The 23,149-nt window shown below is 47.7% G+C and carries 19 protein-coding genes; 12 read left to right on the top strand and 7 right to left on the bottom strand.

What is annotated here, in order from left to right; all coding sequences use genetic code 11:
* Positions 1 to 8 precede the first annotated feature (8 nt).
* The 3 genes from SFV55_RS01610 to SFV55_RS01600 all read right to left on the bottom strand — a co-directional run bounded on the left by SFV55_RS01610 (position 9) and on the right by SFV55_RS01600 (position 3,471).
* On the bottom strand, positions 9 to 1,313 hold the full coding sequence (locus SFV55_RS01610) for an amidohydrolase (RefSeq protein WP_320027698.1): 1,305 nt from the start codon (positions 1,311 to 1,313) through the stop codon (positions 9 to 11).
* A 151-nt stretch (positions 1,314 to 1,464) separates the two neighbouring features.
* Positions 1,465 to 2,850 carry a dipeptidase gene (locus tag SFV55_RS01605; RefSeq protein ID WP_320027697.1) on the bottom strand — a complete coding sequence of 462 codons (1,386 nt, stop codon included), beginning with the start codon at positions 2,848 to 2,850 and terminating at the stop codon, positions 1,465 to 1,467.
* A gap of 93 nt (positions 2,851 to 2,943) precedes the next feature.
* Positions 2,944 to 3,471, bottom strand: a complete 528-nt coding sequence (locus tag SFV55_RS01600; protein ID WP_320027696.1) for a GNAT family N-acetyltransferase — start codon at positions 3,469 to 3,471, stop codon at positions 2,944 to 2,946.
* Positions 3,472 to 3,689: 218 nt separating this feature from the next.
* On the opposite strand from SFV55_RS01600, the gene SFV55_RS01595 reads away from it, so the two are divergent.
* The 11 genes from SFV55_RS01595 (at position 3,690) to SFV55_RS01545 (ending at position 14,726) form a co-directional block, all read left to right on the top strand.
* Positions 3,690 to 5,150, top strand: a complete 1,461-nt coding sequence (locus tag SFV55_RS01595; protein WP_320027695.1) for an FISUMP domain-containing protein — start codon at positions 3,690 to 3,692, stop codon at positions 5,148 to 5,150.
* 54 nt (positions 5,151 to 5,204) lie between these two features.
* Positions 5,205 to 5,531: a gamma-glutamylcyclotransferase gene (locus tag SFV55_RS01590; RefSeq protein WP_320027694.1), complete on the top strand. Its 327-nt coding sequence runs from the start codon at positions 5,205 to 5,207 to the stop codon at positions 5,529 to 5,531.
* Between the two features lie 74 nt (positions 5,532 to 5,605).
* Positions 5,606 to 7,576: a sulfatase-like hydrolase/transferase gene (locus SFV55_RS01585; protein ID WP_320027693.1), complete on the top strand. Its 1,971-nt coding sequence runs from the start codon at positions 5,606 to 5,608 to the stop codon at positions 7,574 to 7,576.
* Positions 7,577 to 7,609: 33 nt separating this feature from the next.
* The gene (locus tag SFV55_RS01580; RefSeq protein ID WP_320027692.1) at positions 7,610 to 9,037 is read left to right on the top strand and encodes a WG repeat-containing protein; all 1,428 of its coding nucleotides are present in this window, start codon (positions 7,610 to 7,612) and stop codon (positions 9,035 to 9,037) included.
* 50 nt (positions 9,038 to 9,087) lie between these two features.
* Positions 9,088 to 9,645 (top strand): dihydrofolate reductase family protein, encoded by a 558-nt coding sequence (locus SFV55_RS01575; protein ID WP_320027691.1) that lies wholly within the window; start codon positions 9,088 to 9,090, stop codon positions 9,643 to 9,645.
* A gap of 27 nt (positions 9,646 to 9,672) precedes the next feature.
* Complete coding sequence (locus SFV55_RS01570) at positions 9,673 to 10,035, top strand: DUF2200 domain-containing protein (RefSeq protein WP_320027690.1); 363 nt, start codon at positions 9,673 to 9,675, stop codon at positions 10,033 to 10,035.
* 343 nt (positions 10,036 to 10,378) lie between these two features.
* A complete protein-coding gene (locus tag SFV55_RS01565; RefSeq protein WP_320027689.1) occupies positions 10,379 to 10,564 on the top strand; it encodes a YgaP-like transmembrane domain in 186 nt (61 codons plus the stop codon).
* Positions 10,565 to 10,716: 152 nt separating this feature from the next.
* Positions 10,717 to 12,156 (top strand): PQQ-dependent sugar dehydrogenase, encoded by a 1,440-nt coding sequence (locus SFV55_RS01560; RefSeq protein ID WP_320027688.1) that lies wholly within the window; start codon positions 10,717 to 10,719, stop codon positions 12,154 to 12,156.
* 422 nt (positions 12,157 to 12,578) lie between these two features.
* Positions 12,579 to 13,280, top strand: coding sequence for an aspartyl/asparaginyl beta-hydroxylase domain-containing protein (locus tag SFV55_RS01555; RefSeq protein WP_320027687.1), 702 nt, complete (start codon positions 12,579 to 12,581; stop codon positions 13,278 to 13,280).
* Positions 13,270 to 14,232, top strand: a complete 963-nt coding sequence (locus SFV55_RS01550; RefSeq protein WP_320027686.1) for a hypothetical protein — start codon at positions 13,270 to 13,272, stop codon at positions 14,230 to 14,232. Before SFV55_RS01555 ends, SFV55_RS01550 begins: the two co-directional genes overlap by 11 nt.
* A complete protein-coding gene (locus SFV55_RS01545; RefSeq protein WP_320027685.1) occupies positions 14,229 to 14,726 on the top strand; it encodes a hypothetical protein in 498 nt (165 codons plus the stop codon). The genes SFV55_RS01550 and SFV55_RS01545 overlap by 4 nt, the downstream gene beginning before the upstream one ends.
* A 23-nt stretch (positions 14,727 to 14,749) precedes the next feature.
* On the opposite strand, the gene SFV55_RS01540 is transcribed toward SFV55_RS01545, so the two are convergent.
* From SFV55_RS01540 to SFV55_RS01525, 4 genes are all read right to left on the bottom strand, one after another.
* Positions 14,750 to 15,373 (bottom strand): hypothetical protein, encoded by a 624-nt coding sequence (locus SFV55_RS01540; RefSeq protein WP_320027684.1) that lies wholly within the window; start codon positions 15,371 to 15,373, stop codon positions 14,750 to 14,752.
* A gap of 94 nt (positions 15,374 to 15,467) precedes the next feature.
* Positions 15,468 to 15,980, bottom strand: coding sequence for a phage tail protein (locus tag SFV55_RS01535; protein WP_320027683.1), 513 nt, complete (start codon positions 15,978 to 15,980; stop codon positions 15,468 to 15,470).
* Positions 15,981 to 16,034: 54 nt separating this feature from the next.
* Positions 16,035 to 16,571, bottom strand: coding sequence for a phage tail protein (locus tag SFV55_RS01530; RefSeq protein ID WP_320027682.1), 537 nt, complete (start codon positions 16,569 to 16,571; stop codon positions 16,035 to 16,037).
* 181 nt (positions 16,572 to 16,752) lie between these two features.
* Entirely contained in the window at positions 16,753 to 17,274 is a 522-nt protein-coding gene (locus SFV55_RS01525) for a phage tail protein (RefSeq protein WP_320027681.1), read from the bottom strand.
* A gap of 268 nt (positions 17,275 to 17,542) precedes the next feature.
* Between SFV55_RS01525 and SFV55_RS01520 the strand changes: the two genes are divergently transcribed.
* A partial coding sequence (locus tag SFV55_RS01520) for a beta strand repeat-containing protein (RefSeq protein ID WP_413776679.1) occupies positions 17,543 to 23,149 on the top strand: 5,607 nt, incomplete at its 3' end.

Below are 23,149 nucleotides of genomic sequence, written 5' to 3'. Positions count from 1 at the left end.
TACTTGAATTATTTCCCAATTTTTGTAGCGTAATCTACCACCAAATTGCTGAGCACCCGTACCCCCAGTTTCATCCCACTTTCGTCGACGTAAAAATCGGGAGTATGGTGTGCCGGAGCTTTTTTAGGATCCAGGCCCTTGGTCATTCCACCCAGTGAAATGAAAAAGCAAGGAATTTCATTGGCAAAATAGGCAAAATCTTCGGCTGCGGTTGCTGCACGTGAAATGCTGACGTTATCTTCCCCACAAACCCGTTTCAAGGTTGGCCCCATTTTCATCGCCAGTTCCGGATTGTTGTAAGTAATGGGTACATGTTTGTGGATTTCCACTTCGGCAGTAGCCCCCGATGCTTCGGCAATATTGGTAGCAGTGCGGCGTAGTCGCTCGTGCAAATCGTCTTGCATCGCTACATCCAGGGTACGAATGGTGCCTTCCAGTTCTACTTCTTCGGGAATGATGTTGTTGCGTACGCCACCACTGACCCTGCCAAAACTGATCACTGCTGCTTCTTTGGTCAGCTCCATCTGACGGCTCACGATGGTTTGTACGCCCATAATGATTTGTGCAGAAACCGTAATGGGGTCAACTCCGGCCCAGGGTTGGGAGCCATGTACCTGTTTGCCTTTTACTTTGATCACAAAGCGGTCGGCAGCGGCCAACTGACCACCTGGTTTGAACGTTACCTGCCCTACTTCACTCATAGAGCTGATGTGTTGGCCAAAAATGACGTTGATCTTGAGGTCTTTAAGCAGACCTTCTTCCACCATGAGTTTGGCACCACCTTCTTCGCCGGGAGGAGGACCTTCTTCGGCGGGTTGGAAAATGAACACTACGGTGCCCGCCAATTGGTTTTTCAGCCCGGTCAAAATGCTTGCTGCTCCCATCAGCATGGCGACGTGGGTATCATGGCCACAGGCGTGCATCACCCCTACTTCCTCGCCCCGGTAATCACCTTTGGCTTTAGATGCAAAAGGCAGGTTTACGCGCTCTACAACGGGTAGGGCGTCCATATCGGCACGAAGGCCAACAACTGGCCCTGGCTTACCCGTGCGAAGAATGCCCACGACTCCCGTTTTGGCCACACCTGTACGCACTTCCAGACCCAGGCTGCGCAAGTGAGCGGCTACTTTTTCAGCGGTTTTGAATTCCCGGTTGCTGAGTTCGGGGTTTTGGTGGAGGTCGCGGCGCCATTCAATGACTTTGGGTTCAAGCGTGGCGGCTTGTTTGTCGATTTGCTCATACACAGTTTGAGCCTGTAGTGGGATGTGGGTGAGGCCCAGGAAGCACCACAGTAAAAGTTGTGTTTTTTTCATACTAATCCGATTGGAAAATTAAATAGCATTCCAAACTTCTCAGTTGCCTCTTCAGTGCCTTAAGTTTCTTAGGTGGTGAAAAAAACAAACCTGCGAAGCAGGGTAATAATTCACCACCTAAGAAACTTAAGACACCAAAGAAACACCTGTGTTACTTCAATTCCGTGTAATACTGATAAAAATACGGAATCGTTTCAATGCCTTTGTAAAAGTTAAAAAGGCCGTAGTTCTCGTTGGGAGAGTGCAGGTTGTCGCTGTCCAGACCAAATCCCATCAGCACCGATTTTACACCCAAAATGGACTCAAACAAGGCCACAATCGGGATACTACCGCCGCCCCTTTGCGGGATGGGTTCCTTGCCAAAGGTGGTCGCCATTGCTTTGGCTGCCGCTTTGTATTCTGGTGTGTCTGTAGGCGTAACCACGGGCAAACCACCATGATGTGCGCGTACTTCTACCTGCACCGAAGGTGGTGCGATGGCTTTGAAATGCCGTGCGAAGAGGTCGGTGATTTTATCGGGATCCTGATTGGGGACCAGCCGCATGCTGATTTTGGCAAAAGCCTTGGAAGGCAACACCGTTTTGGCCCCATCGCCGATGTAACCGCCCCAGATGCCATTGCAATCCAGGGTAGGGCGAATGGAAGTGCGCTCCAGCGTGGTATAACCAGCTTCCCCGTGTACCGAACCAATGCCCAGGTCGGTCATGTAGGTCTTTTCGTTGAAGGGGGCCTCATTCATGGCCTTGCGCTCGGGAGCACTTACCGGGAGCACCTCGTCGTAAAAGCCGGGGATGGTGATGTGGTTGTTTTCATCCTGCATGGAGGCAATCATCTTGCTCAGGATGTTGATCGGGTTGGCTACTGCACCGCCGTAAACGCCGGAATGCAGGTCGCGATTGGCTCCGGTAACTTCCACTTCTACATAACTCAAGCCGCGCAACCCCACGGTAATCGAAGGCGTGTCGTTGGCAATGATGGAGGTATCGGAAATGAGGATGACATCGCAAGCCAGTTTTTCTTTGTTGTTTTCCAGGAAGGTACCCAGGTTGACGGAGCCTACTTCCTCTTCTCCCTCGATCATAAACTTGACATTGCAGGGCAATTCACCCGAGGCCAACATGGCTTCGAAAGCTTTGACGTGCATGTACATTTGTCCTTTGTCGTCGCAAGAACCGCGGGCGAAAATTGCCCCATCCGGGTGGATTTCGGTCTTTTTGATCACCGGATCAAAGGGGCCTGAAGTCCAGAGTTCGAGCGGGTCGGCGGGTTGTACGTCGTAATGGCCGTATACGAGCACGGTTGGCTTATTGGGGTCGATGAGTTTTTCTCCGTATACGATTGGATGCCCGGCTGTGGGAACCACTTCTACATTGTCTGCTCCGGCGATGCGGAGTTTTTCGGCTACAAATTCGGCTGTGCGCGCCACATCATCCTTGTACGCAGGGTCCGCACTGATCGAAGCGATCCGCAACATGTCCAACAACTCTTCGAGAAAACGGTTTTGGTGTTGCTGGATGTACGTTTGTGTCTTTTGCATTTGAAAAAAGATTATCTGGTTAGAGTTGGTATGAGCTAAGAAACAATCCCGGATGCGGTGTTCGGCACACCCACACCCACACTCACACTCAAACTAGAATATATGCCCTAGCAAATCCAGCTGCCCCTCGCGCCAGCCCTTTTCTCCCAGCATTTTCACCATCAATCCTCCGATCTTGCGGTTCAATACGCCAAGGGTTTGGTCGCCTTGCAGGAACAGCCATTTGCAGTCATTCTCCACTGCAAGAAAATCATTTTTCAGGTAAAATTCAGGCTCAGGGGCGATTAAAAGTAGAGCCTCGATCTGGGCTTCGCGGGCGAGGCTTTCCAGGAAGTTCAATAGCTTGGTACCCAGTCCTTTATTTTGGTGATCGGGGTGCATGCAGACGTCGGCCAGGCCGAAGATGCGTAACACTTGCCCGGCATTGTGGACCAGGCGGTGCTCTACGGCGATGTGGCCAAGAAGGGTACCAGAGTCGTCGTGGGCAAGGATGCGGAAGTGGGGGATTTGGCGGAAGTGGGCGCGGGGGGGGTATTGGGGAAAACTGCTTTGAAGCAAGGTTGTAATTTGGGCACGCTGAGTGGGGGAAAGGAGGTAGTCGGGGAGGTGAGTGATGTGCATTTGGTTTTTTTGGGGAGAAAACGGATGGAGGGTGGGGTGGTATTGTTTGGTGGAGTGAAATTGGGGTGATTGATTGATTTGGGCTGGTCAAGCGGGGTGGACTTACTTTGTCGAAATGCAAGTGGGCGATCTTGCGGGTTCGAGAAACGGGGCGGAAGTTGTAAAAATGAATAAATTTGCAGATTCTAAGCGAAAACCTAATTCAGCCAAACCGACGCATGTTCAAAAGAATCTACCTCGAAATCTCCAACATCTGTAATGTGCAGTGCTCTTTTTGCCCGGTGGTCGAAAAGGACAAAAAGCTAATGGACCCTGCTGAATTTGAGGCCATTCTGAAGCAAGTGGCGCCCCTTACCGAAATCGTCTGTTTGCACCTGATGGGAGAGCCCCTGGCCCACCCCAAATTTTTACAAATTCTGGAGATTTGTGAACGATACAATACCCAAATCGACCTGACCACCAATGGCATTTTGATCAAAAAGTACAAAGATCAGCTCATCAACTCTAAGTGCATCCGGCAAGTCAACTTCTCCTTACAAGCTTTCAAAGACAATTTTCCGACTCGGGACATCGAACCTTACCTCTTGCCCATTTTTGAATTTGTACAAGCGGCGCATGAGGTAAAACCTGAATTGTACACCAACCTTAGATTGTGGAATCAGGAAAGCAACGATGCGGATAATGAGGACATCTACACAAAAATCGAGGCCTACTTCAACATAGAAATCAACAGAAACCTTGAACTAGGCTTGATCAAATCCAAAAGGATCTGGAACCGACTTTACCTGCATTTTGATTCCCGGTTTGAATGGCCCTCTTTTTTATTGCCCCATCAGGGTACTCAAGGGCGTTGCCACGGCGCGGTGAATCACATCGGTATCCATGCCGACGGCTCGGTGGTTCCTTGTTGTTTGGACAAAAACGCGGTGATTAATCTGGGGAATGTCAAAGAACAAACCTTACAAGACGTTCTTAATAGTGAACGGTTTACCAAGATGCGGGATGGATTTTTGAATGGGGTATTGGTGGAAGATTTTTGTCAGCATTGTACTTTTATCAATCGGTTCAATAAAGGGGCAAAAAAGACTAATCCGCTGGAGAAAATCCAGGCTTTGGTAAAAAATACCGCCCTGCTTTTGATTGCCCTTTTATGTTTGATTACACCGCTTAAAACCACCGCACAATCCGTCAAAAAAATGCCGGATAAACAATTGTGGACTTTGTCGAATTTGAGCCTCGAAATCCCTGGCTCTTATTGCTACAATGATTCGATCCTGCATTGTCAAAAACATGGTCGGCTTTATACCTGGGAGGCTGCACAACGGGGATGCAGCAGTTTGGGCGAAGGCTGGCATTTGCCCTCAAGCGCAGAATGGAAAAATCTATTGAAACACTTTGGAGGAGTATTCGAAGAGTCCGTAAGTGATGGGAAAATCGCCTTTGCCAAACTCTTGCGCACCAAAAAAACAACTTTTGGTGCTACGCTGGGTGGCAATAAAAACATTGATGGGACTTATTCCCGCATTGAAGCGCATGGTTTTTATTGGACATCCACGGCAGTTGATGACCATAATGCTGGATTCCTCAATTTTGCGAATGGCAAAAAGGTACTTTTTTTACAACCTGATATGGAAAAAAGCCGGGCGATTTCTGTGCGGTGTATTAAAAATACCCGTTGAATTTAAGCGATAAGGCGATCTTGAAATTCAAATAGAGCCTAGAAGCCTAAGAAAATGGATAACTTATTTGTATACGGGAGTTTAGGGCCAGGAAGGCCAAACGAGTACATGATAAAAAAGATAGGAGGAACCTGGAAGAGAGGGTATGTCTGGGGGCAGTTGTTTGAGGAAGGTTGGGGCGCCCAAATGGGGTTTCCAGGAATTAGGTTGGATGAACCGAAAGAAAAAATACCTGGATATGTATTTTGTTCCGACAACTTAGAAGCATTTTGGGAAGAGTTGGACACCTTTGAAGGAAATGCCTATCAAAGAATCAAGACAGTAGTAAATTTAGAGGATTCCGGGGGACAAATAGAAGCCTATATTTATGCATTAAGGTGATGATTTTAAACAAGGGTTCAATTATTCGGCTTCAGGAATAAAATGCTATCTTTACTACAATCAACACCTTCAATATGCACGCCCACAAATTCAAGATTTTGGGGATAGTCCTTATCCTACTTACCATTTTGCACCCCGTTTTTTCCCAAAACAAACCCAATGTCGTATTGATCTTTCCAGACAATCTCGGGGTAGGGGAGGTGAACGTCTATGGTGGAGCCAGAGGAGTGCCCACCCCCAATATCGATAAAATCGGGCAGGAAGGTATCCGCCTGACCAATTTCAATGTTGAATATTCTTGCACACCCTCTCGCATAGCCATCCTGACCGGGAGGTATGCGGCCCGGGCCGGAGATGATTATTACGCAGGAACTACTTTATGGGAAACTACCCTAGCGGAGCACCTCAAAACAGCAGGCTATGCCACTGCGCTTTTTGGCAAATGGGACTTGGGGGCCGAAAACTGGCTGGGAAAACGTGAACCTACCCATCAAGGTTTTGATGAATGGTATGGCATTCCTGGGACGAGCCACGTATCCCAATTTACGGCCATGAAAGGCTTCCCCAAAGAGGAGGAAATTCCCTACATCTGGGAAGGGGTAGCGGGCCAGGATTCCCGAAAAGTCAAAACTTTTGATTTGGAAACCAGGCGAACCATAGACCGCGAAGCAGCCGAAAAAAGTGTCAGCTTTATCCGGAAAAGCGCGGCCAAAAAGCAGCCTTTTTTTCTGTATTACCCCATGACCCAACTCCATTTTCCGGCTTTGCCGCATCCCGATAAAGCAGGTACAACAGGGGCAGGAGATATGGGCGATGCAATGGCTGATGTTGATTACAACGTAGGCCTGATCTTAAAAGAACTGGAAAAACAGGGCATTGAAAAAAACACCCTGGTCATCTGGTGCTCCGACAATGGCGCTGAAATGCGGCGGCCCTGGCGCGGTTCCTCTGGGCCCTGGCGTGGCTTTTACAATTCGGCCATGGAAGGTGGAGTGCGCACCCCTTGTGTGATTCGTTGGCCCGGGCGCATCAAAAGTGGCCAGGTTTCCAATGAAGTAGTGCACGAAGTTGATTTGTTTCCCACCATTGCGGCGGCGGCGGGTATACCCTATGCTCCGAATGACCGCAAAATAGACGGTGTCAATCAGCTGCCCTTTTTTGAAGGCAACCAAAAAAACTCCAATCGGGAAAGTGCCATTTTTATGAGTCGCAGTGGCAGCGTGATGGCCGTGAAATGGCGCGACTGGAAATTTTGGTACAATTTCAGAACTGAAATGCCTGATCCTGAGCCGGACAATCTGGTCCGTTTGTTTGACCTCCGGGTTGACCCGCAAGAAGAAATTGACGTAAAAGACCACTACCCCTGGGTCATTGGTATCATGGATTCGATTGTCAAGGAATATGAACTTTCCCTGGTGCAATATCCCAGGGTTTCGGCTCAGGCCAATGCCGCTGATCCCTATCTTCCACCCCCGGCTGGGTCTGGCAAACGGGTGTCTACCTACACCCGGACGGATCGAGCCGCCCTCGGAAACCGTTCCCCGGCATTGCCGAATCCTGATTTCACCGGCAGCTGGTCAACCGCCGAATTGAGCACTGTTTCGGTCATCAATCGCACCGATGGAGGAAAAGTAGCTTCTCTGGGTAGTGGCTGGGGCGAAAAAATAGCCATTTTGCAGCGCACGGATTTCCTGGAGATAGAACGGGTGGTGTTTACCCCCAGAGAACTACAGCCTTTGGTCACGTATCGCTATGCCCTGAATGGTGCTCCGTGTGAAAACAGCATCAATGTAGGTCGAAGCATGAAACCGCTTGTTTCAACTACAAAATGGCAGGATAACCGCCTGGTGATTACCACGCTCTTACCCTATCAAGACCCTAAAACCGGGCAGTGGCGGGAATATAAACTGATCCAAACCCTATGGCTGGAAGCTGCAAACAATCCACCCTGGGAGCCCCGCTTGATTGTGGAAACTTACCGCGAGGGCGTATTGGGCGGTTTAAGCAGCACCAATCGCACTGCTTATTCGAAAGGGTATCGTTGAATCCCTGAGGACATTCACAAAGCCTAGCACAACATGCGCTCTTTAATCTGGATATTCATGTTTGGATTTGGTTTTTCATCCTGTCAGTCGCCATCCTTTCACATCGAACCTCAATTCGATGTGGTGCAAGGCTTTGCTCAGGGCATCGCAGCAGTGCAGCAAGGCGGGAAATGGGGCTTCATCGATAACTCAGGAGCCTGGGTGATTGAACCAAGGTTTGTGAAAGCAGAACTGTTGGAGGGAAACGTATACCAGGTCATCGACGAGTCAAATCAGGTGTTTGAAATCAGAAAAATGCCCGACAGCAACGAATGGGCAGCACTCCGACCTCTTGAAAAAAGCATCCTTGTTGAGACCACTTCTGGAAGAAGGTCTGTTTTTGAAAAAGATGCTTATTGGGGGATTAAAGACGAAAAAGGCAATACCCTGGCGGCACCCCAATTTGATTCCATTCATTACCTGGGCAGTAACCTTTTCAGAGCTTACGCTTTGCCCAAAGGTTATTGCCTGCTCAGTGCTGATGGGCAGCAGCGTTCGGCCTATTTTCAGGAAATCGGCACTGAAATTCAATTCGGAAGAATCCGGTTTAGAGACAATGATCGCTACGGCTTGATGGCACAAAATGGAAAGATCATCACGCCCGCTTCCTGGTGGCGATTGGAAATCGTCGGCCAACACATCGCTTGCAGCAATGGCGGCCAATTGCAATTGTGCAGCGATCGGCTGGAAAAATTATCCGAATTGCTGTTTGACGTGGTCATCCCCCTGGATGAGCACCATTGGCTGGCCAAAATCACCGATACTGGCCGGGGAAGAATATTCGATGCAGCAGGCCAGGTAGTTAAATCTGAGGTCGAGCTCAGTGATGGCAAAATGATGTTCGGAAAGCTTCCCGTCAAAAAAGCAGCCACTCAAAAATGGGGTTACATCAACAGCAAAGGAATAGAAATGATCCCTTTTACATTTACCTATGTTGAAAGTTTCTGGCCCAATGGTAAAGCCATTTTCTGGGGCACCGATCAAAATGGCAACACGAAAAAAGGTTTGATCGATACCACGGGCCAGATTGTACAGCCAGCAATTTTTGATCAAATCCTTTGGAATCCAGATGGCGTATATACTGTAGTTCAAGGGAACAGCATCCAGTTGCTGGATGAAAAGCTGAACCCATTGGGCGAAAAAACAAAGAAGCCCATGGAGTACCTCGGGCAAGGCGTTTATGTGATTTATGAGGAGAAAAAATCGCTGAAATTCCAAAAATCAAACTGGTATACTGGGGATAAAGCTGGTTTTTATTGGAGTAGAGATATGAGGATTTTAGCGGTGCATTCCCTTGATGGCCAATTGTTGCTGGACGGAAAAGAGGCGGTAGAAAATGAACCTCTTCCGCTTGTTTCAGAAGGGCTGGCTGCGGCGAAGAAATGGGGGAAATGGGGATTTGTAAGGTGTAAAAGCCAATAGAAACTTTATTCGACCGATGAAGAATCTTTTCTAATTGAACCAATTTTTCTATGACACCACCATCCTTTACCATTACCATCCACATGGTCTCCAGTCTCGATGGAAAGATCGCCAAACCCGACAACAGCATTGAATGGTTTGAAACAACGGATTCCTACGAGAAGGGAGTTACCGGCCAAGACCCGGAAGCATTCCTCAAAACCATCGACTGTTATGTCATGGGGGCGCATACCTATGAACTCGCGCTGGAGCTTTCCAAAAATTACGGCTGGGCTTATGGGGATACCCCAACGATTGTAGTTTCCTCCCGCAATCTGCCCATTGAGAGGCCCAATATTGAGCTGTATTCGGGCGATTTGAAAAGACTGGTGGAGGAACGGTTGAAACCGCATTACCGCAAAGTTTGGGTAGTAGGGGGGGCTTTGCTGGTTAAAGCCTTTATTGATTTAAAGCTGGCCAACGAAATCCGCCAAACCATCCTGCCAATCATTTTAGGCGAAGGGAAGCCATTTTTTGAGAACATCGAGCAAGAGCAAACTCTGCACTTAAAGGATGTAACAGCGTATCAAAATGGAATGGTAGAATTGTGTTACGAGATCAAAATTTAAATATTTTTACCCACAAATCCAAGCTACATGAATACCAACAACCACGATGAGCGAATCGCCAAAATGACTTTCGCATCGGTATATCCCCATTACGTCACCAAAGTGGAAAAGAAAGGCAGAACAATAGATGAGTTGCAGCAGGTCATTGAGTGGCTAACCGGTTATGATGGGAAAAAACTACAGGAACTCATTGAACAAAAAGTGAATTTTGAAGCATTTTTTCAGCAAGCTTCGCTCCATCCAAATGCCCATCTCATTACAGGTGTGATCTGTGGCTATCGCGTAGAGGAAATCGAAAACCCTTTAACCCAACAGGTCCGGTATTTGGACAAGTTGGTGGATGAATTGGCGAAAGGACGGAAAATGGAGAAAATTTTGCGTGTTCCCTAAATTGAACCTGCTTGCTTTGGCCGCGCAGGTGAACGATTTTGATACCTGGGATAGTAAAATTCAATTGGGTGTACAAAAAAACTTGCACTGGATTTTAGGGCCAACTGCAAGTTTATTGGGTTATGGGAAATGATTGAATAAATTTCAAATCCAAAAATTGCATAAGTTTGATTGATCGAAATAGATGCAGATATCATAGCAGATAGTAGGGATTGAATGTTCAATGTAGTTCTTTCAAGTGGAGCCACTGCCAAAAATCACCATCGCCCCCTACCAAAAATCATTGCCGTCCCCGCCACAAGGCCCGACCTTTGGAGTACTAAAAAACAAAAACAGTAACACCATGAGTTTCGAACCTAATCTCACTATTGGCGAATGTGTCGTAAGTTATTTCCTGATGATGGCCGTAATCATCGCTGCTGGATTTATTGGCCAGTGGTGGATTGCAGGTTTTGGCTTGTTGTTCTTCCTGCGGGGAATCACGGGTTTTTGTGCAGTTAAGGCGATGTTGTCGGCAAAAAGAGCTTAAATTTATACATGTTGCTTTTTCATTGGCAAAGCAACAATACGCCACTGGGCGACAGTATTTCCTGGCTCCTTTAACAATAGAGCCGCTAAAATGGTTATTTTACAAGGGTGACCCTGATTAAAAGTCTACACACACCCAAATAACCATTAAACATGAAAAAAAGTCTATTTCCCAATGCTCTCCTGCACAAATTGTGCAACAACTTTTGCTTCATCTTTTTTTGTACGATCGGTACCTATACCTTTGCTCAACCCAATATCGCACTGAGCCCAGTCCTAAGTTCCGGGCTCAGTGCACCCATGCAACTGGTCAACGCCGGAGATGGTAGCAAGCGGATTTTCATCGTCCAAAAAGCCGGTACAATCCGGGTCTACGATTCCAGTTTCCAATTCCTGGCCACCTTGCTGACCGTGCCCAACATCACCAGCAGCGGTGAAAGAGGTCTATTGAGCATGGCCTTCCATCCCAACTACAAAAACAACGGCTTTTTTTACGTGTATTACACCAACGCATCCGGGGATTTGGAGATTTCCCGCTACCGCATCAGTGCCAACGATCCCAATGTCGCCGATCCCAACTCGAGGGTTATTCTCATTACCATTCCGCACCCTACCTTTAGCAACCACAACGGTGGAGAGCTGCATTTTGGTAAAGATGGTTTCCTCTATTTGTCTACCGGAGATGGAGGCAGTGGGGGCGACCCCAATGGCAATGCCCAAAGAACCACCTCATTGTTGGGGAAAATCCTGCGCTTCGATGTGAATACTTCCCTGACTCCGCCTTACTACAGTGTTCCTGCCGGAAACCCTTTTGGCAATGAAGTATTCGCCCTGGGTTTGCGCAATCCCTACCGCTGGAGTTTTGATCGCCAAACCGGCGACATGTGGATTGGTGATGTCGGCCAGGATTCGTTTGAAGAAATCAATTTCCGCGCGGCCAATGCCCTCAGTGGCACCAACTATGGCTGGCGTTGCTATGAGGGCAATGTGACCTACAACACCAGTGGTTGCGCTGCAGCGTCTACCTATGTGTTCCCGGCCCATGCTTACGTTTCCCAAAATCCTGCGGCAAGCGTTACGGGCGGCGTGGTGTACTGGGGAAACGCTTACCCAAGTCTACAAGGCTGTTATGTTGCTGCGGATTTTTACTCTGGCGTTTTTTACAAAATCATTTCCAATGGTACCAACGCCTGGACGGTGGGCACCCAAATCCTTTCTCCCACCGGAGTGGTGGATTTTGGCGAGACCGAAGGTGGGGAAGTCTATGTGGTTTCCAATACACGCAATAGCGTTTACCGCCTGACTCCCGCCGCAACTACTTCAACCAATAACATCCTGGCTGGCAAAAACCTGGCCAGCATTTATCCTTCACTGGTGAGTGAAGGTTTTGTAAAAGTGGAATTGCACGCTCCGTCTTTTTATCAGTATTTTGAATTGATCGACATGAACGGGCGGCGGATTTTAACAACTGACCTTTCTAAACAAATGGGGGTTCGGAGGATCCAACTGAGCCCGAATTTGACAAAGGGCATGTACGTGGCCAAAGTGAGTAGCAATTTGGGGGTGGTGGTACAGAAAATTTATGTTCAGTAAAATTGCGGGACAACACTAACAACAAGGGTGTTTTTTTGATAAAATAACACTTAATTTTTATGTGAGACAAAAAATAAAAATTACCGCCTGCAAAAACACATTCTGGAGCCCTGGCAATATCATCTTTTACACCAATTCAAAGCAGGCGAAACTTCATTAAACAACGCTTTGGAAAAAATTGCTCCACTGACCCAACAAAGTCTTGGGGAATTGCGTGCAGCGCTGCTTTTCTTTTTGCCTTTTTGTGAGGAACGGGAATTGCTCCGCTGGGTAAGCGAGTAGCCATTTGAAAATACTGAAGAGCATGCTTAAATCTGCTCTATCAGGTCAAGTGCAACTGTTCATTTCTTTCCCGCCCTTTAAAGAAGACACTTTAATTTTTTTGCCTATTTTAGCCTCATAAAAAGAACAATTTAAAAGACATGAATAACCTTTTTTTGAAATTACCCTTTTCCTACGCACCCAACCTTTTACTCGCAGATTTAAAAACTTGCGAATCCGAAACCTGGGTCGACCATTTCAACAAAAACGACTACCAGGGCGATTGGACCATCATTTCCCTGCGTAGCCCTGGAGGCAATACCGATACCATTTATACCCACGGCAACGAGCAATATGTGGACACTCCTTTGCTGCAATCCTGCCCGTATTTTAGCCAAATCACTCAGGCTTTTCAATGCGAAAAACAAGCCATTCGCCTCATGAAACTATTCCCTGGTAGCGAAATCAAAGCCCATCGCGATCGGGAATGTGGCTATGAAGATGGCGTGTTTCGCATCCACATCCCTTTGATCACCGAGCCCGAGGTGTTGTTCTACTTCGACGGCCATCCGCTACATATGCGGGTAGGGGAGTGTTGGTACGGCAATTTTAATGCCCTGCACCGCATCGTGCACGAAGGCACCATTCCTCGGGTACACCTGGTTGTGGATTGCTTGCGCAATGCCTGGTCCGACGAATTGTTCACCCAAATCGGTTATGATTTTGCCTGGGATGAACAACAAAAACGCCTCAAACGCATGCAACAAATCCCAGCTACCATTGCGGCCTTGGAGTTGATGGATACGGATATCGCCCGCCAGATGATTGCCGCATTGAAGAAAGAACTGGAATATGAAGGCTGAGCCCGCCATGGCCAATTGGCTGCCCAAGCGGTTTTTGCGGCAAAACGACCATGACTTGCAATGCGAGTGGGTTTATCTAGGCGATCAACGCTTTAGGGAACCTTTTTTTGGTGAAACACTCACTCGGTGCCTGTCGCATCCTTTCAATTCCAAGCCGTATCGGGTGGTCACAGCTACTGACCTGATGGCTCATTCGGCATCTGAAATACCCAGTATTGAACCATCCGCTTTTATTTTCCATACCTCACGCTGTGGTTCTACCTTGATGACCCAACTGCTGAGCCTTTTTCCTCAAAATATTGTAGTACCTGAATATGCAGCTTTGGATCAATTGTTGCGTTTGCCCTTACAAGGATTCATCGATCAGCACCGCCAACAGAAAACCTGGGTCAAAGCCTGTATCCGTTTATTGGGGCAAATCCGTTTCCCCGAGGAGGAGAAGCTCATCATCAAACTCGATTGTTGGCATTTTGCTTTTTTTGAACAAATCGCAGCATGGTATCCCCATGTACCCAAGGTAATTTTATACAGAGCGCCTTCCGAGAGCATCGAATCCCATTTGAAACATGCTGGAATGCAAGCTGTACCCAATTTGCTAGAACCCGAATTGTTTGGATTGGATCGAGATCGGGTAGCCCAGATGAATCAATTGGAATACCTCAATCACATTTTTGAGGCCATGTATGGTCAAATACAATCTATTGTACAAAAATACCCCAATACACTGTTACTAGATTATGCTGATGGTGTGCAAAACATGGCCACACAACTGACCCATCACCTGCAATTGAATCCCAATGCGGCTACCCGCCTTCAGCTTGCAGAGCGTTTGAAGTACCATTCCAAACGAAATTCAGAAGTTTTTGAAGAACATCAAGCCCCAACAAAGGTGCTTGTATCGAATAGCTGCCAAGACGCCTATGCAGCTTTGGCAAAAATGACCATACGATGAACGAAATCCAAAAAATCTGCTCCTTTTTCAACGAAATCGGCATCACCTGGGAGCAGTGCACCCTGCCCGATGAACCTACTTTTTTGCCCGGCATCAAAATTGACCGTGGCTGCCTAAAGTTTGACCTGGAAAAACTAAAATACCCTGGCGATTTATTGCATGAAGCGGGCCACCTAGCCGTAGAAACCCCTGAGCGCCGGGCACGGATGTCAGACAATGTAGATGAAAATCAAGACCCCGCCGCAAGCCTCGAAATGGCCGCAGTATTGTGGTCTTATGCCGCCTTGCGCTACCTCAACTTACCCATAGAATTTGTCTTTCATCAGGAGGGCTACAAGGGTGAAGCGGATTGGTTGATTGAGCAATTTGCCCAAGGCAGCTACCTGGGTTTGCCGCTGTTGCAATGGATGGGACTTTGTTATGACGAAAGAAACGCAGTAAGCAACAATCAAGCTCCCTTTCCCCACATGATCAAATGGCTTCGGGAAGCTTGATTGTTTGTTCGGACAAATCTATTTTACATAGCCCCTTTAATCCGAATGCCGAGTTCCTGTTCAATTCGCAACACTTCAGAATGGGGCAGGTTGGGATTAGGGGTACAGATCAATTGTTTGAGTGCTTTGTGCTGACTACCAATGCCTTCGAGCGAAGCAATTAAATTGTCAGCACAATAAACCGTATGTAGTTTAATTAGATTACTGATTGGAGCCAGTGAACTTATTTGATTGGCTTGAAAATAAAATTCCTCCAGATCGATCAATTTTTCAACCCCAGCTAGGCTTTGTATTTCATTGTCAAAAACGAACAAAGATTTGAGCTGAGTCAGGTGTTGAATGTCCTTAATGCCACGCAAGCGCTGGTAAGTGATGACCAAAATGTGTACTTTTTTCAACTCTAAAACCCCATCCAGATTGTCCAATTCAAAGGACATGTTGGGGTAAGGCGCTTTAGGCCCCGCGAAACGAAGAGCTGGTGAATTCCAAAGATGGTGTAAGGTAACCAAAGGCAACTCTTCTATGCTGGAGCGTTGCAGCATGATTTCATTAAAGGCTTGTTTCCAGGGATTACTGAGCCGATTCCACCATTGCTGGTAATGCTCAATCTCCACTGCTGTAGGTGGACTTAAAAGTACTTCTGCCATTGTCAATACAATTTCGATTAAATAAAACGACCTGTGGCAGGCTTGAAGTGCTTGCCACAGGCGTATGGAATGATCCGTTTATGAAGTCCAATAATTAGTTACGTGAAGGGAAAATACCATATAGGCAAATCACAAAGTTAATTCCCAAATAGGGTTGACGATTGTTGAAAGGTTGTCCAGCTCCGGTCATGCCAATCGTGGCGTTAGCCATCATACCTTGTCCGCCAGTATTTAAGTAGGAGTTATCTCCGTTTTTGGCTAAAAGTGCATTCGTAGGTACATTTACGTTGCCATCTACATCGGTACCGTATAATGTGTGGGAGTGACTGGGCATGTTTGAGGTAGTAAGCGTAAAGGTCTCAGCTCCTCTCATTTCACCCAATGATACATTCTGCAAACCATTTCCTTGGCCCACACCTACTGGTGTACGACTACTAAAATTTGGTAAAGCAAAAGTGGTTTGACCGTTTCCACCATAGGTAGTACCGAGAATGGCAAACAAAGCCGAATTTTGGGCAATACTTATTATTTGCCCTTGACAATATGCCCAGTTGCGCGGTGCAAAATTTCCCGCAAACAACAAAATTTGCCCTATATAACCGTCCATGATTTTTTAATGTTTAAAACTGTTAATGATTAAATGAATCCAATCGCTGCGCAATCAATTGCGCGATGGGAAAATGCCATGGGTACAAATCACAAAATTCATACCTAATCCAGGTTGTTCGTTATTGAATGGCAAACCACCACCTGAAGGCATAATGGCTTGGGGTGCCATTTTCACCGTGGCTACGTTAGGTGTATTGTTGTATTCAAGGTCCGGGTTACTTCTGCTACCCGTGTTTGCAATAAGGTTGCCAACAGGTGTGTTCGCATTCCCCGGAACGGCCGCTCCATTCAAGGAGTGGATATGTGCTGGCATGTTTTCGACCTTGATGGTCGTCAAGTTTTCACCAGCCTTTTGTCCCAGTGCGTATGCCGAAAGGCCAGGGCCTTGCCCAGCTCCAACGGCTACTCTTCCCTGGAAATCTGGTAAACCAAAAGTGGTTGTGCCATTGCCTCCAAAAGTGGTACCCAGAATTGAAAAAAGTGCAGTATTGCTGGAAATATTGACTATTTGCCCTTGGCAAAAGGCAAAATTCCTGGGTGCAAAATTCCCGGCAAACCATATTATTTGACCCATGAAAAAACCGTCCATAGTTGGTTGTTTTAGAAGATGAACTAAATTTCGCTCCACATGGGCATTAGATTACTCCAGGTTTGAAGTAACTGATTTACTGCATCGCTATGTGGAGTTTGAGCAGCTAAATCGTTGTATACCTTTTTGATTGGGTACAACTCTTGTCGATGTTCGACTGATCTTACTGCCCTAAGTGAAATTAATTGCGAGAAGGATAGATACCCTCCACACAAATTACATAATTAACCGCAAGATATGCTTGCATGTTGTTTATTGGTTGGTTCCCTCCTGTTGCACCGATTGCTGCCACCGACATAGGGGTTGTAACCGTGCCACTGGTGGGTGCCACGAAGTCGGCATCTGGATTGGTTGCCAACAATTGGCCATTGGGAGAAGGGGAGTTGGCGCTGTCCATGTATGCGATCATTTGGTGACCGTGTTGGGGTAAGTTTTGGAGGGTCAGGGTTACTTTTTCGCTACCTGACGTTTCGCCAAGATCTACATAAGACAGCCCTCCTCCTTGCCCTGTACCCAATGGGATACGCCCACGAAAATCGGGCAGGGCAAAGGTAACCTGACCATCTCCACCATACATGGTGCCAATTAAAGAAAACAAAGCAGTGTTGTCTGCGATCGAGAGCAATTTCCCGTCGCAGAAATGCCAATATAAGGGGGCAAAGTTACCACCGAACATGACAATTTGTGCTAAATAAGGATCCATAGTCAACTATGTTTTTATAGGTGAACAAATTACATAAACAAACTTAAGCGGTCGTCTGAAAAAATGTACAAGAAGGGAGTTTAAAACTGTTGATTTTTGCATTGCAAATATAATTTTCTTTTTCTATGTTTTCTTTTTTTAATGATTTTTTTGAAAAAAATATAAAGAACTCTTAGACATAGAATTGTTTTTTTTTTTTTGAAATTTATTAATGATTATTTTTATAAATTTACACCGTTATTTAATTGACGACAAATCATATCATCTCATGAGTTCCTCAAGTACACTTTTCCCTAGGGTACTATTCTCCCTATTTGCACTCCTAGCGCTGTGCTTCAACCTGTCGGCGCAAAACATCATGGTTACGGGTGTGGGGTCGTGTTTCAATGAATTAACCATTCCTCTTGGTTCTGGACCAATCAATGGTAAATCATTCTGGCAGATAACTGGAAGTGGTTCACCCATAATCAATACTGGATGCGCCAATACGGACAAAGTCGGGATTTTGTGGCAAGTCAACGCCATTGGTGACGAATATTACGATTCTAGGCTTCCCGTAGGTAGTTTCTGGGTCATTTACCAAAATGACAATGCAATCCCTGTCCTCTATCACCCAACTGCCGCTGGAAGTGGGCCACCTGCTACTGGCTGGCAATTGGTAACAGGGACGGGTACAGTTGGTATAGGTGGAGGATTTACAACCCCTGTAAACACGCCCTGCATGTGTACCAATGCCACAGCCACTATGCTCTCTGGGATGAGTGTGGTGAGTTCCTCTGGCCCACGCATAGAAGAGATTTACAACGCAGGAGGAACGGGCAATTATTACCCTGGCGATTACATCATTTTGTCAGGGTTTGCCGCAAACGCCTCCTTAACGGGTAAAAGTATACAGGCGCGTGGTAGTGGTACTACTTGGGTTAAAGTTGACCTGACTGGCAATGCTGATGCAAACGGCAAAGTGTATTTGGTAAGCTCTGCCAGTGTCGTGACCATGCCCTTTACCATAACTCAGTACTTGCCCTCCATAACATTAAGCCGATCCGGTTCCTCCCAAGTCGCTTTAATGGACAATACAACATTAATAACGTCATCTACGTGTCCATCTACAGGAGTGCTTGACCTGGTTGGTTATCTTGGAGATAGTGGAGGTGGTAATCCCCCCTGTTTTGAAGGAACTGGCCCTGCACCTATCTCCAATCCCAATATCGGTTCAGTTACCAACCAATCCATTCGCAGAAAAATGAATGGAACACAGGATAATAATGATAACTCAGCAGATTTTGAGGTCATCACGAATCCATATGGGAGTAGCACGCCCACCGTCAACCTCTCAGTAAGCCCTACCTCAGGCACCGAAGCAGCCCAGACTTCTATCACAGTTACTGCTACGGCTTCAGCCCCAGTAACGAGCGCTCAAACGGTAACCCTCACAGTCACGGGTACTGACATCACTACTGGCGATTACACACTCAATAATATGATCACCAATACCGTTACCATCACCATTCCGATTAACGGTACAACTGGTACTGCCACCTTCAAGGTGGTAGATGATATAGCAGTAGAAGCTACAGAAACAGCCACACTGACCATCAGCAATCCCTCTTCGGGCATTACCCTCGGCAGTAACACTACGCTGGGTATTCCCATTACCGATAATGATGTGTATGCTGATTTGGCTTTGGTAAAATCGGTGAACGACAACACGCCCGACCAAAACCAGGTCATCACCTTTACTTTGGTCGTATCCAATGCTGGTCCCGGCATTGCTAATTCCGTGACAGTAACGGATGTACTACCCAGTGGAATGACCTTTTTATCGGGTTCGCAAACAGGCGATGGTACTTACGATAGCAGCAACCCATCAACCACCGGGTTGAAATGGCAAAACATAACTATCTCAAATGGTGGCACGAAAGTACTTACTTTTCAAGCTACAGTGACTGCTGCGGGCGGTACTTCCATCACCAATTTTGCCCAAGTGACCTCCAGCTCGCAGGCGGATCCCGATTCCACGCCGAACAATGGCAATATCGGAGAAGACGATGGTGATATCGCGACGGTAACCGTCAGCCCTACCGTCAATCTCTCCGTGAGCACCAACACGGCTACCGAAGCAGGCGCTACGGTTGTCACCGTTACTGCTACGGCTTCCGCAGCAGTTGTTGGCAATCAAACGGTCAGCTTAGGTGTATCCGGCACGGGTATTACTGGTGGCGATTATAACTTGAGCAATACCACCATCACCATTCTGAGCGGCCAGACCACAGGCTCGGTTACCTTCACCATAGTGAACGATGCCCTAGATGAGGCCAACGAAACGGCTACCTTGACCATCGGCAGTCCCTCCACAGGTATTGCCCTGGGGACTATGATTACGAAAAATGTTGCCATTGAAGATGACGATGAAGCTGGCGTGACGGTGACCGAACCAGGGGGTACCAATGTAACGGAAGGTGGTGCCACGGATACCTACACCGTGGTGCTTACCAGCGAACCTACGGCTAATGTAACCGTAAACATCAATGCGGGTACACAAGTGACGACTAGTCCTACAAGCCTAACCTTTACCTCTGCCAACTGGAACTCGCCACAAACCGTAACTGTCACCGCAGTAGATGATGCCACAGTGGAAGGTGCACACACTGGGACGATTACGCATACAACCACTAGCTCCGATGCCAATTACAATGCTGCTTCTGTAGCTTCAGTGGTGGCCAATATTACGGATAATGATGCAGCGGCCGTTTGTACCGCAAGCATCATGATGAACAATGGCCCCATTTGTAGCGGCCAAGATGCTGTATTCACGGTGACGGGTACTGCGGGTGCTACTTTAACCTATCATACAGGTAGCGGTAACATGATGTTGTTGTTGACCGGTGCCAGCCAGACCATCACCGTGCCCAATGCGACCGAAAATACACCTGGAGCGACAACGAATGGGGTTGTAGCGCATCTTACTCTTACCCTGGTCAGTGTATCAACGACCAGCCCAAGCTGTACTACCCCTTTGAGCGCAACTAGCGTGGTGGATATTTATGACAAACCTACTATTTCTCCTATCCCCGCACTAGCTGCGCGTTGTGCGGGTAGCCCCATTACCCTCCCAACTGGATTTGTAGTGGCCACAAATGGCTCTCCATTAACAACCGTAAACGGAATCCTCTGGCAGTTGGAGGACGGACCAGGCACCAATACTTTTACGAACATCAACCTGCCCTACCCCACTTCGTTTGCAGATAATGGGAAAAAATTTCGTCTAGCGGCTACCAATGGCTGCGGTACCACTTATAGCAACGAGTTAGATGTGATCATTTATAACGTCAACACAGCTAGTGCAGGCACGACGACGACCTTGTGTATCAATGCACTTTTGTCACCCAATATCACGCACACGACCACGGGTGCGACAGGCATCAGCAATGCAGGTGTATCAGGAGCAAATGGTCTTCCTGCCGGGGTATCAGCAAGCTGGTCAAGCAATACGATTACGATCAGTGGCACACCTACTGCATCGGGTACGTTCAGCTACAGCATTCCTTTGACGGGAGGTTGTGGTACGGTGAGTGCCACAGGTACTATCGTAGTAACAGCTAACAACACCGCTAGTGCAGGCACGACGACGACCTTGTGCATCAATACACTTTTGTCACCCAATATCACGCACACGACCACGGGTGCGACAGGCATCAGCAATGCAGGTGTATCAGGAGCGAATGGCCTTCCTGCCGGGGTATCAGCAAGCTGGGCAAGCAATACGATTACGATCAGCGGCACACCTACTGCATCGGGTACGTTCAGCTACAGCATCCCCTTGACTGGTGGTTGCGGTACAGTGAACGCCACGGGCACCATCACGGTAACGCCTGACAACAGCGCTGGTGTGGCCTCATCTACACCGACGCTGTGCATCAATACGGCACTGACCGCAATCACGCACACAACCACGGGTGCGACAGGCATCAGCAATGCAGGTGTATCAGGAGCGAATGGCCTTCCCGCCGGGGTATCAGCAAGCTGGGCAAGCAATACGATTACGATCAGTGGCACACCTACTGCATCGGGTACGTTCAGCTACAGCATTCCCTTGACCGGTGGTTGCGGTACAGTGAACGCCACGGGCACCATCACGGTAACGCCTGACAACAGCGCTGGTGTGGCCTCATCCACACCGACGCTGTGCATCAATACGGCACTGACAGCGATCACACACGCCACTGCGGGTGCGACAGGCATCAGCAATGCAGGCGTATCAGGAGCGAATGGTCTTCCTGCCGGGGTATCAGCAAGCTGGTCAAGCAATACGATTACGATCAGTGGCACACCTACAGAATCGGGTACCTTCAGCTACAGCATTCCTTTGACAGGCGGTTGTGGTACGGTAAATGCTACGGGTACCATCACGGTAAATCCTTTACCTGCCGCTACCATCAACTTCCTACCCTTCCTGTGCAAAGACTCTACAATTACTTTAAGCAGTGCAGTTCTTGGCGGAACAGGGCCCTACACTTATAGCTGGACACAAACCGGTGGCGCAGGCTCGGTTCAAATCACCAACAACAACGATGGCACGGCCAGCGCAAAAGGACTAGGCTTTGGTGAAGTAGAAATCAGCTTCAGTGTGCAGGACAACAACGGCTGTGTGATCGAAACTCCAGCTACGCGGAGCTTGGCGGTGGTTGATTGCGCAGAAACCATTTATAAAGCCGACGATCCTTGTACTTGTAAAGGTGGTGGTTTGTTTGATGAAGAAGTAACCGTGAGTTCTCCGTTTGCAGGTGAAACCTGGACGGTGGTAGAGCTTGCTCCGCTTCGTGCAGGGGGCACAGCTCCAGGTAATGTAGCAGTAGGCAATACCCTGACGTATAACAATACAACGCAGAAATACGAAATTGTATTTGAGCACACGGATAGTTCTGGCTATGTGATGGCGGTTGAAGGCCCCAATGTACTGGGTAGCCCAAGAAACGTTAAGCTTTCAATTGAAAACGTCTGCTACTATCCCGATGTAGCGATCAATAATGTACCCGTGTTGGTATCGCCTAATGCTGCGCCCTTTACGGTGATTGGTGCAGTATTCAATATTCCTGAGGACGACGAATTAGCGGGTACTGGTATCTTGACGTTGAATCCGGCTACACCAAACCAACTTCAAGAAGAAGGTACCGCTCCTACAAGTTTGACGATCAATCCAGCCAGTTTACCACTAGGCACCAATATCCTGACCTACAGTTTTGATGCTGGTAAGGCAGGAATGAAAAACCTGAATGATCCAGGTTGTGTAAGTACGGTACAAAAGACCTTCCAGGTCGCCAACTGTGGCTGCCAGGATGTAACGGTGAGCCTGGATGCAAACTGCCAATTCCTGTTGACTGGCAATCTTGTCTCGGATGCAAACTGCAATAGAGGCACGGTACGGGTGATGGACAATGACCCAAGCAACGGCGGCGTCATCGACTGCGCTGGCGTATGGACTTACGGCTTGTTCGATAGCTTCGGCAACATCATCTGCTGGGGCAAAGTAACCGCAGAAGACAAAACTGCACCAGCAGAGGCGTGTATGCCTGCTAACGTTACTTTGGATTGCTACGATGTCAACTACGTGTTGAACAACCACCTGACCATCGGGGATTATGGGACTACCAGCTCTCCTCGTCCTGCTCCAACGAGCAAACAAACCATCCTCAACGCTGAAGGAAACAGTGTAGTAGGAGGCCCATGTAGCCTGCCAAGTGGGATGTTGGTTTCAGACAAAGTTGCTAACCTGGGTTATGCTTACTTTTTAGACAACTGCCGCGAGTGTGGTTGCCGGGTAACCCTGAAGTGGAGCGACAAGGTAGTTTTCTACTCTTGTGAAGAAATGGAAGAC

Origin of the sequence: Haliscomenobacter sp. (assembly GCF_033763495.1) — a bacterium.
Taxonomy (GTDB): Bacteria; Bacteroidota; Bacteroidia; order Chitinophagales; family Saprospiraceae; genus Haliscomenobacter.
This window is presented reverse-complemented; position numbering and strand designations above follow the sequence as displayed.

Excerpts from the sequence above, each read along its gene's own strand:
- SFV55_RS01585 (WP_320027693.1), top strand. The coding sequence starts at position 5,606 with ATGCACGCCCACAAATTCAAGATTTTGGGGATAGTCCTTATCCTACTT.
- SFV55_RS01595 (WP_320027695.1), top strand. The coding sequence starts at position 3,690 with ATGTTCAAAAGAATCTACCTCGAAATCTCCAACATCTGTAATGTGCAG.
- SFV55_RS01525 (WP_320027681.1), bottom strand. The coding sequence starts at position 17,274 with ATGGATCCTTATTTAGCACAAATTGTCATGTTCGGTGGTAACTTTGCC.
- SFV55_RS01580 (WP_320027692.1), top strand. The coding sequence starts at position 7,610 with ATGCGCTCTTTAATCTGGATATTCATGTTTGGATTTGGTTTTTCATCC.
- SFV55_RS01560 (WP_320027688.1), top strand. The coding sequence starts at position 10,717 with ATGAAAAAAAGTCTATTTCCCAATGCTCTCCTGCACAAATTGTGCAAC.
- SFV55_RS01575 (WP_320027691.1), top strand. The coding sequence starts at position 9,088 with ATGACACCACCATCCTTTACCATTACCATCCACATGGTCTCCAGTCTC.
- SFV55_RS01550 (WP_320027686.1), top strand. The coding sequence starts at position 13,270 with ATGAAGGCTGAGCCCGCCATGGCCAATTGGCTGCCCAAGCGGTTTTTG.
- SFV55_RS01555 (WP_320027687.1), top strand. The coding sequence starts at position 12,579 with ATGAATAACCTTTTTTTGAAATTACCCTTTTCCTACGCACCCAACCTT.
- SFV55_RS01590 (WP_320027694.1), top strand. The coding sequence starts at position 5,205 with ATGGATAACTTATTTGTATACGGGAGTTTAGGGCCAGGAAGGCCAAAC.
- SFV55_RS01565 (WP_320027689.1), top strand. The coding sequence starts at position 10,379 with ATGAGTTTCGAACCTAATCTCACTATTGGCGAATGTGTCGTAAGTTAT.
- SFV55_RS01600 (WP_320027696.1), bottom strand. The coding sequence starts at position 3,471 with ATGCACATCACTCACCTCCCCGACTACCTCCTTTCCCCCACTCAGCGT.
- SFV55_RS01545 (WP_320027685.1), top strand. The coding sequence starts at position 14,229 with ATGAACGAAATCCAAAAAATCTGCTCCTTTTTCAACGAAATCGGCATC.
- SFV55_RS01605 (WP_320027697.1), bottom strand. The coding sequence starts at position 2,850 with ATGCAAAAGACACAAACGTACATCCAGCAACACCAAAACCGTTTTCTC.
- SFV55_RS01540 (WP_320027684.1), bottom strand. The coding sequence starts at position 15,373 with ATGGCAGAAGTACTTTTAAGTCCACCTACAGCAGTGGAGATTGAGCAT.
- SFV55_RS01530 (WP_320027682.1), bottom strand. The coding sequence starts at position 16,571 with ATGGACGGTTTTTTCATGGGTCAAATAATATGGTTTGCCGGGAATTTT.
- SFV55_RS01570 (WP_320027690.1), top strand. The coding sequence starts at position 9,673 with ATGAATACCAACAACCACGATGAGCGAATCGCCAAAATGACTTTCGCA.
- SFV55_RS01610 (WP_320027698.1), bottom strand. The coding sequence starts at position 1,313 with ATGAAAAAAACACAACTTTTACTGTGGTGCTTCCTGGGCCTCACCCAC.
- SFV55_RS01535 (WP_320027683.1), bottom strand. The coding sequence starts at position 15,980 with ATGGACGGTTATATAGGGCAAATTTTGTTGTTTGCGGGAAATTTTGCA.